Genomic DNA, 7,539 nt, shown 5'->3' with positions numbered 1-7,539 from the left:
GGCGCGCACCGCGGCGAACTCCCGGCGCAGGCGTCGCAGGGCGACGAGGACGGCTGCTCCCACGGCGCACGCGGCGGCGGAGATGACCAGCAGGGCGGTCTGCATGGCGCTCACTGACGTACTCCCGGTTCCACGAACAAACGCACCGGACGACGACCGGCGCACCCCCGTACGACTCGACCCCGACTTTCCTACATCGAGTTCCACCATCGAGCTTGACGCCTGCACGCCCCGCCTGTCAGTGCGAACCACCGCGAATCGGGCGCACGACGGGGGCGCATCGACCGGCGTAGGCCGCTTGACCTGCGCGTTCTCGCGCCATCACCGGCTCCGAGGGAGATAGGTCACATCCTGGCGGAGGTTGGGTCACGGGACGGCACCGGTCGCGTCCCGGGGAGCACGCGGCCCCGCCCCCCGGCGGGAAGAAACCGGGGGGCGGGGCCGTCGCACGCCTCGCCCCGGAGGGCGCGCGCGTGAGGTCAGCTGAGGCGCTCGATGACCATGGCCATGCCCTGGCCGCCGCCGACGCACATGGTCTCCAGGCCGAACTGCTTGTCGTGCCACTGGAGGGAGTTGATCAGCGTGCCGGTGATGCGCGCGCCGGTCATGCCGAAGGGGTGGCCGACGGCGATGGCGCCGCCGTTGACGTTCAGGCGGTCCAGGTCGATGCCGAGGTCCTGGTAGGAGGGGATCACCTGGGCGGCGAAGGCCTCGTTGATCTCGACCAGGTCGATGTCCTTGACGGACAGGCCCGCCCGGCGCAGCGCCTGCTGGGAGGCCTCGACGGGGCCGAGGCCCATGATCTCCGGGGAGAGGCCGGAGACGCCGGTGGAGACGATGCGGGCCAGCGGGGTCAGGCCGAGCTCGCGGGCCTTGGTGTCGGACATGATCACCAGGGCGGCGGCGCCGTCGTTGAGCGGGCAGCAGTTGGCGGCGGTGACCAGGCCGTCGGGGCGGAAGACCGGCTTGAGGCCCTGCACGCCCTCCAGGGTGACGCCGGCGCGCGGGCCGTCGTCCGCCGAGACGACGGTGCCGTCGGGCAGCGTGACCGGGGTGATCTCGCGCGCCCAGAAGCCGTCCTTGACGGCCTTCTCGGCGAGGTTCTGCGAGCGGACGCCGAACTCGTCCATCTCCTGGCGGGTGACGCCCTTGAGGCGGGCCAGGTTCTCGGCGGTCTGGCCCATCGCGATGTAGGGGTCGGGGACCAGGCCGTCCTCGCGCGGGTCGTGCCAGGTGGTGCCCTCCTGCTGGGCGACCTCGGCGGTGCGCGCCTCGGCGTCGGCGAAGAGCGGGTTGCGCGTGTCCGGGAGGCTGTCGGAGTTGCCCTTGGCGAAGCGGGACACCATCTCGACGCCGGCGGAGATGAAGACGTCGCCCTCGCCGGCCTTGATGGCGTGCAGCGCCATGCGGCTGGTCTGGAGCGAGGAGGAGCAGTACCGGGTGATGGTGCAGCCGGGCAGGAAGTCCATGCCCATCTCGACGGCCACGATGCGGCCGAGGTTGTTGCCCTGCTCGCCGCCGGGGAGACCGACGCCGAGCATGAGGTCGTCGATGTCCCGCGGGTCCAGCTCGGGCACCTTGGCCAGGGCGGCCTGGATGATGGTGGCCGCCAGGTCGTCCGGGCGCAGGTCCTTGAGGGAGCCCTTGAAGGCACGGCCGATGGGGGAACGGGCGGCTGAGACGATCACGGCTTCGGGCATCACGGCTCCAGAGGCGTTCGCTGCGGATGGGGCGGACCTTCTGGGAAGTTACCGGCCCGTACCCGCCCGGTCACCGTGATGGGGGTGTGACACCGGCCGCATTTTTCTAAGCGCTTGCTTTTTTCCGCGGAGCTCACGCCGCCCGGTACGTCCGCCCGCCGATCCGCCACTCCAGGGGGGTGCTCAGACCGAGGTTGCCGTCGTCGAGGAACCGCCGCAGCGTCGTGTCGACGCGGCCGGTGTCGTCACCGCCCCGCTCCCTCTCCACGACGGCCGCCCGGTGCACGTCCAGGAACGCGTCGAGATACTCCTCCTCGGACCCGCCCTCCGCCGGGGTGTCGGCGTCGGCCATCACCCGTTCACGGAGCTCGTAGAAGCCGTTCTTCTCGGTGCCGGGGCCGTGCAGCACCATGGCGTCGTAGTAGACGAGCTGCCCCAGGTCGCCGAGGCCGTCGAGCTTGGCCAGGCGGACCGCGGGGTCGAAGTAGGCGCGGTCGCGCTCCGCCTCCTGGGCGGCCTGGAAGGCCTCCACCTCCGCCTCCGCCCGCCACGCCTCGGTGAACCCCGGGTCCAGACCCTCGTGCGAGTCCGTGCCGTCCACCGCGCGCAGCGCGGGCAGGTAGCGGGCGAGCCCGTTGCCGGGGTGGTCCTCGGTGTACCGCTCGACGAGCGCGAGCAGGTCGTGGGTTCCCGTGCAGAAGCCGAGGATGCCGGCGGTGTAACCCCGCCCGTCGCCGGTGTCCCTGATGGAGCCGTACGTCTCACGCCACCGGGTCGTGGAGTTCACGGCGCTCGCCACGATCCGCTGGGCGAGTTCCTTCTTCGCGGGGGCGGCGAGCCCCGGGGGCAGTGCGTCGACCAGCTCCGCGTCCTCGTCGCTCTCGGCGGCGGCCTTGGACTCCTGCCGGCCCTGCGTGCCGGCGGACGCGGCGGAACTGCCCAGCCCCTCACCCCCTGGCTGTGCGGGCGTGAAGAAATAGGCCCCTGCGGTCACGACGACGGGGACGATCGCGAGGAGCAGGCATCCGGCACGCTTCATGGGCACACAGTAGCCACAGCCCCGGGAACCTCACCCGACGGGCACAACAGACCGGAAGTTCGCCCTCCTCGTCACCTTTCGGACGGAGGTCGAGCAACTTCGGCCATTCCCTTAATATCCCGTTACAAAGTAGACTCCCGAAGGCGGCACCACCCCACCGCCTCGCGCGCCCCCTTGACGCCTGCTCAGGCAATGCGCGCCAGTGGCGAATTTCGGACCGCCGATTTTCGCTCCCGCAAAGAAGTGCGTCGACTCGGGTTCCCGTGCGCACCCGATATGTGTGTTTTGGGAGTGTGCGTCGCAGTGGACGACTGGCTTGACGACAACCGGCACGGCCGACGGACGCACGGCGTCCGGCCGGGCTCCGGCGACCGGCCCGACGAGGCGACCGTCCAGCTCAAGGCCCTGTCCGTGGAGGGCCGGAACGCCGACCGGCCGATCGAGGTCACGGTCCAGCTCAAGGCCGTCTCCATCGGCGACCGCGGCCGGGACACCGGTCCGCCGACCCGGCGGCGGTCCGAGACCGCGACCTCGCAGGACGGTCCCGTCTTCGTGGACTCCTCCGGCCGCCGCAGCCGACGTTTCCGGCGCCTGGGCGCGCTGATCGGCCTCGTCTGCGCGGTCTACGCCGTGGCCATCGTGGTCACGCTGCTGTCGGGGAACTCCTCCGCGCCCTGGCTCCCGGTCCCGGAGCAGAAACAGCGAGGGGGCGCGCCGGCCGAGCAGCCGGAGCCCACCCCGCTCTCCGGCGAGGCCGCTCCCTCACCGTCCGGCACCGGCCCCGCGACCGACGGGGTGGCCACGGACCAGGTGCCGGAGCCGTCGCCCACGGCGCCGGCCGCGGACACCTCCGCCGGCCTCGCACCGGCGACGCCCACCGCCCCGGCCGGCTGAGAACCGTCCGCCACGGCAATCCTCCACCGCTCCCACGGGCGCCGGCCCCGCCGGCGCCCCTTCCCGGAGAACATCCCGTGACCTCACCGCGTAACCGCCGCGGGCCTTCCTCCCGTGGCCGCCGACGCCGCCCACGCCGCCGGCCCCCCACGCTGCTGCCCCTGCGCTACCTGCTGCCCTCGCTGTTCCTGGTCGTCATGACCGTGATGCTGATGCTGCGCGGCTACGTGCACAGCGAGATCCTCGCCGACCACCGGGTCCAGCCGCCCGCCGCCACCGACCGGGTGCCGGACGAGATCCTCGAGGGCGGGCCCGTCATCGACGCACGCGCCGGGAGGACGCAGAGCCTGAGCGTGCCCGACCACCGTCTCGTCCTCACCTTCGACGACGGCCCGGACCCGGAGTGGACGCCCAAGGTGCTGGACGTGCTGAAGGAGCACGACGCCCACGCGGTCTTCTTCGTCACCGGCACCATGGCCTCCCGCTACCCGGGCCTCGTGCGGCGCATGGTCGACGAGGGTCACGAGATCGGCCTGCACACCTTCAACCACCCCGATCTCGCGCTCCAGTCCCAGGCGCGCATCGACCGGGAACTCTCCCAGAACCAGCTGGCGCTCACCGGCGCGGCGGGCATCCGCACCTCGCTCTTCCGCCCCCCGTACTCCTCGTTCGCCGCCGCCATGGACAACAGCTCCTGGCCGGTCACCGAGTACATCGGCAGCCGCGGCTACATCACCGTCCTCAACAACACCGACAGCGAGGACTGGAAGCGCCCCGGCGTCGACGAGATCGTCCGCCGGGCCACGCCCGAGAACGGCGAGGGCGCCATCGTCCTGATGCACGACTCCGGCGGCGACCGCGGCCAGACCGTCGCGGCCCTCGCCCGGTTCCTGCCCGAACTGAAGGAGCAGGGCTACCGGTTCGAGAACCTCACCGAGGCCCTGGACGCGCCCAGCGCGCACAGCGAGGTCACCGGAGCGGACCTGTGGACGGGCAAGGCGTGGACCTTCCTGGTGCAGGCGGCGGAGCGGACCACCGACGCCCTGGTGGCCGGCCTCGCGGTCATCGGGACCCTGGTCATCGCGCGCTTCGTGATGATGCTCGTGCTCGCCGGCGCCCACGCCCGCAGGGTCCGGCGCAGGAACTTCCGCTGGGGCCCGCCGGTCACCGAACCGGTGACCGTGCTGGTGCCGGCCTACAACGAGGCCAAGTGCATCGAGAACACCGTCCGTTCCCTGATGGCCAGTGACCACCCGATCGAGGTCCTCGTCATCGACGACGGCTCCACCGACGGCACCGCCGGCATCGTCCAGGCGATGGGGCTGCCCAACGTGCGGGTGATCCGGCAGCTCAACGCCGGCAAGCCGGCGGCGCTCAACCGGGGCCTGGCCAACGCACGGCACGACATCGTCGTGATGATGGACGGCGACACCGTCTTCGAACCGTCCACCGTGCGTGAGCTCGTGCAGCCCTTCGCGGACCCGGAGGTCGGCGCCGTGGCGGGCAACGCCAAGGTCGGCAACAAGGACAGCCTGATCGGCGCCTGGCAGCACATCGAGTACGTGATGGGGTTCAACCTGGACCGCCGCATGTACGACATCCTCGGCTGCATGCCGACCATCCCGGGCGCGGTCGGGGCGTTCCGCCGCTCCGCCCTGGAGCCGATCGGCGGCATGAGCGACGACACCCTCGCCGAGGACACCGACGTCACCATGGCGCTGCACCGCGCCGGCTGGCGCGTGGTCTACGCCGAGAACGCCCGCGCCTGGACCGAGGCCCCGGAGTCCGTCCAGCAGCTGTGGTCCCAGCGGTACCGCTGGTCGTACGGCACCATGCAGGCCATCTGGAAGCACCGCCGCTCGGTGATCGAGAAGGGCCCCTCGGGGCGTTTCGGCCGCGTGGGGCTTCCCTTCGTCTCCCTCTTCATGGTCGTGGCGCCGCTGCTGGCCCCGCTGATCGACGTCTTCCTGCTCTACGGCGTGGTCTTCGGCCCGACCCAGCAGACGATCGTGGCCTGGCTGGGCGTCCTCGCCCTCCAGGCGGTCTGCGCGGCGTACGCCTTCCGCCTGGACCGCGAGCGGATGACCCATCTCGTCTCGCTGCCGCTGCAGCAGCTCCTCTACCGGCAGCTCATGTACGTGGTGCTGCTCCAGTCGTGGATCACGGCGCTGACCGGCGGCCGGCTGCGCTGGCAGAAGCTGCGGCGGACCGGCGTCGTGGGGGCGCCCGTCGACGGGGTCATACCGCAGCAGCGGGTACGGGGCGAGGACGACCGGAGGCCGGTGGCATGACGCACGGACAGACGGACCGAAGGGGCCCGGATCCGGAGCGGGAGCCGGAGCGGGTGCCGGAGGGCCGGTACGCGAACCCGTACCCGGGCCACCCGCGTCCCGCCGGCCACGCGGCGGAACCCCTCCCGCACACCGGTCACAGCGGCCACAGCGGCCACACCGGCCTGCACCCGCAGCCGCCGTACGCCGCGTACACCGGCCAGGACGCGGGTGCGTCGTACCCGGCCCACGCCGGCCGGGGCTCGGGTTTCTCCTACACGGACCATGCCGCCCAGGACACGGGTGCGCCGTACACGGACCACGCCGCCCAGGACACGGGTGCGCCGTACGCGGGCCACGGCCAGGGCGTCCGGACGACGTACGGCCCCACCGGTCCCGGCACGGAGACGCCGTACGCGGGACACGGCCACGGGGCGGGTTCGCCCCACCCCGGCCACGGCCAGGACGCGCGGACGCCGCAGACGGAGCCGGTGCCCGGAGCCGGGGCGGCGCCGACCGAGGTCCCGGCCGACGTCCCGGCCGAGGCGGCCCGGAAGCCGGGCCGTGACCGGTACCTGGACCTGCTGCGGTCCGTCGCCCTGGTCCGCGTGGTGGCCTACCACTGCTTCGGCTGGGCCTGGCTGACGGTGGTCTTCCCGTCCATGGGCGTGATGTTCGCGCTGGCGGGCTCGCTGATGGCGCGTTCGCTGGAACGCCCGGCCGCGTCCGTGATCCGCGGGCGGATCCGCCGCCTGCTGCCCCCCTTGTGGGCGTTCGCGGCAGTGGCCCTGGTGCTGTTGTTCGCGGGCGGCTGGGACCCGTCCCAGGACCCCGACCAGGACGGCGCCTGGAGCTGGGCGGCCCTGGTCACCTACGTCTTCCCCTTCGGCGCGCCGCCCTTCCCCGCGGAGGCCGGCGCCCCGGTGGACTGGCTGGAGCCCAGCTGGGCCGACCAGGCGGTGGGTCCCCTGTGGTACCTGCGCGCCTACCTGTGGTTCGTCCTCGCCTCCCCGCCGCTGCTGTGGGCGTTCCGCAGGGCGCCCTGGCCGACGCTGCTGGCCCCGCTCCTCCTGACGGCCGTCGTCGGCACGGGCGTGCTGACGATCCCCGGCGAGACGGGCGAGGCGGTCACCGACTTCGCGGTCTACGGCGCCTGCTGGGTCCTGGGCTTCGCCCACCACGACGGCCTGCTGCGGCGGATACCACGGTACGTCTCGGTCTCCCTGGCGTCCCTGGTGATGGCCTTCGGCCTGTGGTGGGCGTCGGCCCACCCGGGCCCGGAGGGCTGGGACCTCAACGGCATCCCGCTGGCGCAGGCCACCTGGTCGTTCGGTTTCGTGGTGATCCTGCTCCAGTACTCCCCGTCCTGGCGGGAGCTCCCGGGGCGGCTGGCGAAATGGGACGCGCTGGTGACCCTCTCCAACAACCGCGCGGTCACCATCTACCTCTGGCACAACCTGGCGATCACGGCGACGGCACCGGTCATCGACCTGGCCTACCGGCTCCCGTTCATGGAGGGCGACCGGGCGGCGGCCGCCCTCGACAGCACGTCCAACGTCTGGATGTTCGCCCTGGTCTGGCCGCTCCTCGCCCTGGCGGTCCTCGCGGTCGGCTGGGTCGAGGACGTGGCGGCGAA

5 protein-coding genes are annotated in these 7,539 nt (G+C 72.4%); 3 read left to right on the top strand and 2 right to left on the bottom strand.

Annotation, left to right across the window (positions count from 1 at the left end):
• Positions 1-479 precede the first annotated feature (479 nt).
• Together HW445_RS12975 and HW445_RS12970 are read right to left on the bottom strand one after the other, a co-directional pair.
• On the bottom strand, positions 480-1,700 hold the full coding sequence (locus HW445_RS12975; protein ID WP_180221173.1) for an acetyl-CoA C-acetyltransferase: 1,221 nt from the start codon (positions 1,698-1,700) through the stop codon (positions 480-482).
• 133 nt (positions 1,701-1,833) lie between these two features.
• Entirely contained in the window at positions 1,834-2,739 is a 906-nt protein-coding gene (locus HW445_RS12970) for a chitosanase (RefSeq protein ID WP_180221172.1), read from the bottom strand.
• Between the two features lie 303 nt (positions 2,740-3,042).
• On the opposite strand from HW445_RS12970, the gene HW445_RS12965 reads away from it, so the two are divergent.
• From HW445_RS12965 to HW445_RS12955, 3 genes are all read left to right on the top strand, one after another.
• Complete coding sequence (locus HW445_RS12965) at positions 3,043-3,633, top strand: hypothetical protein (RefSeq protein WP_180221171.1); 591 nt, start codon at positions 3,043-3,045, stop codon at positions 3,631-3,633.
• A 77-nt stretch (positions 3,634-3,710) separates the two neighbouring features.
• Positions 3,711-5,924 (top strand): glycosyltransferase, encoded by a 2,214-nt coding sequence (locus tag HW445_RS12960; RefSeq protein ID WP_374939639.1) that lies wholly within the window; start codon positions 3,711-3,713, stop codon positions 5,922-5,924.
• Positions 5,925-6,394: 470 nt separating this feature from the next.
• Positions 6,395-7,539: acyltransferase (locus HW445_RS12955; protein ID WP_308799009.1), on the top strand; the 1,145-nt coding region annotated here is incomplete at its 3' end.

It is taken from the genome of Streptomyces sp. UH6, from assembly GCF_013421635.1.
GTDB lineage: Bacteria > Actinomycetota > Actinomycetes > Streptomycetales > Streptomycetaceae > Streptomyces > Streptomyces abyssomicinicus.
The sequence above is the reverse complement of the archived record's forward strand: the minus strand, read 5'-3'. Positions and strand labels throughout refer to the sequence as shown.

Coding starts and splice junctions, on each gene's coding strand:
- HW445_RS12975 (WP_180221173.1), bottom strand. CDS start 1,700: ATGCCCGAAGCCGTGATCGTCTCAGCCGCCCGTTCCCCCATCGGCCGT.
- HW445_RS12970 (WP_180221172.1), bottom strand. CDS start 2,739: ATGAAGCGTGCCGGATGCCTGCTCCTCGCGATCGTCCCCGTCGTCGTG.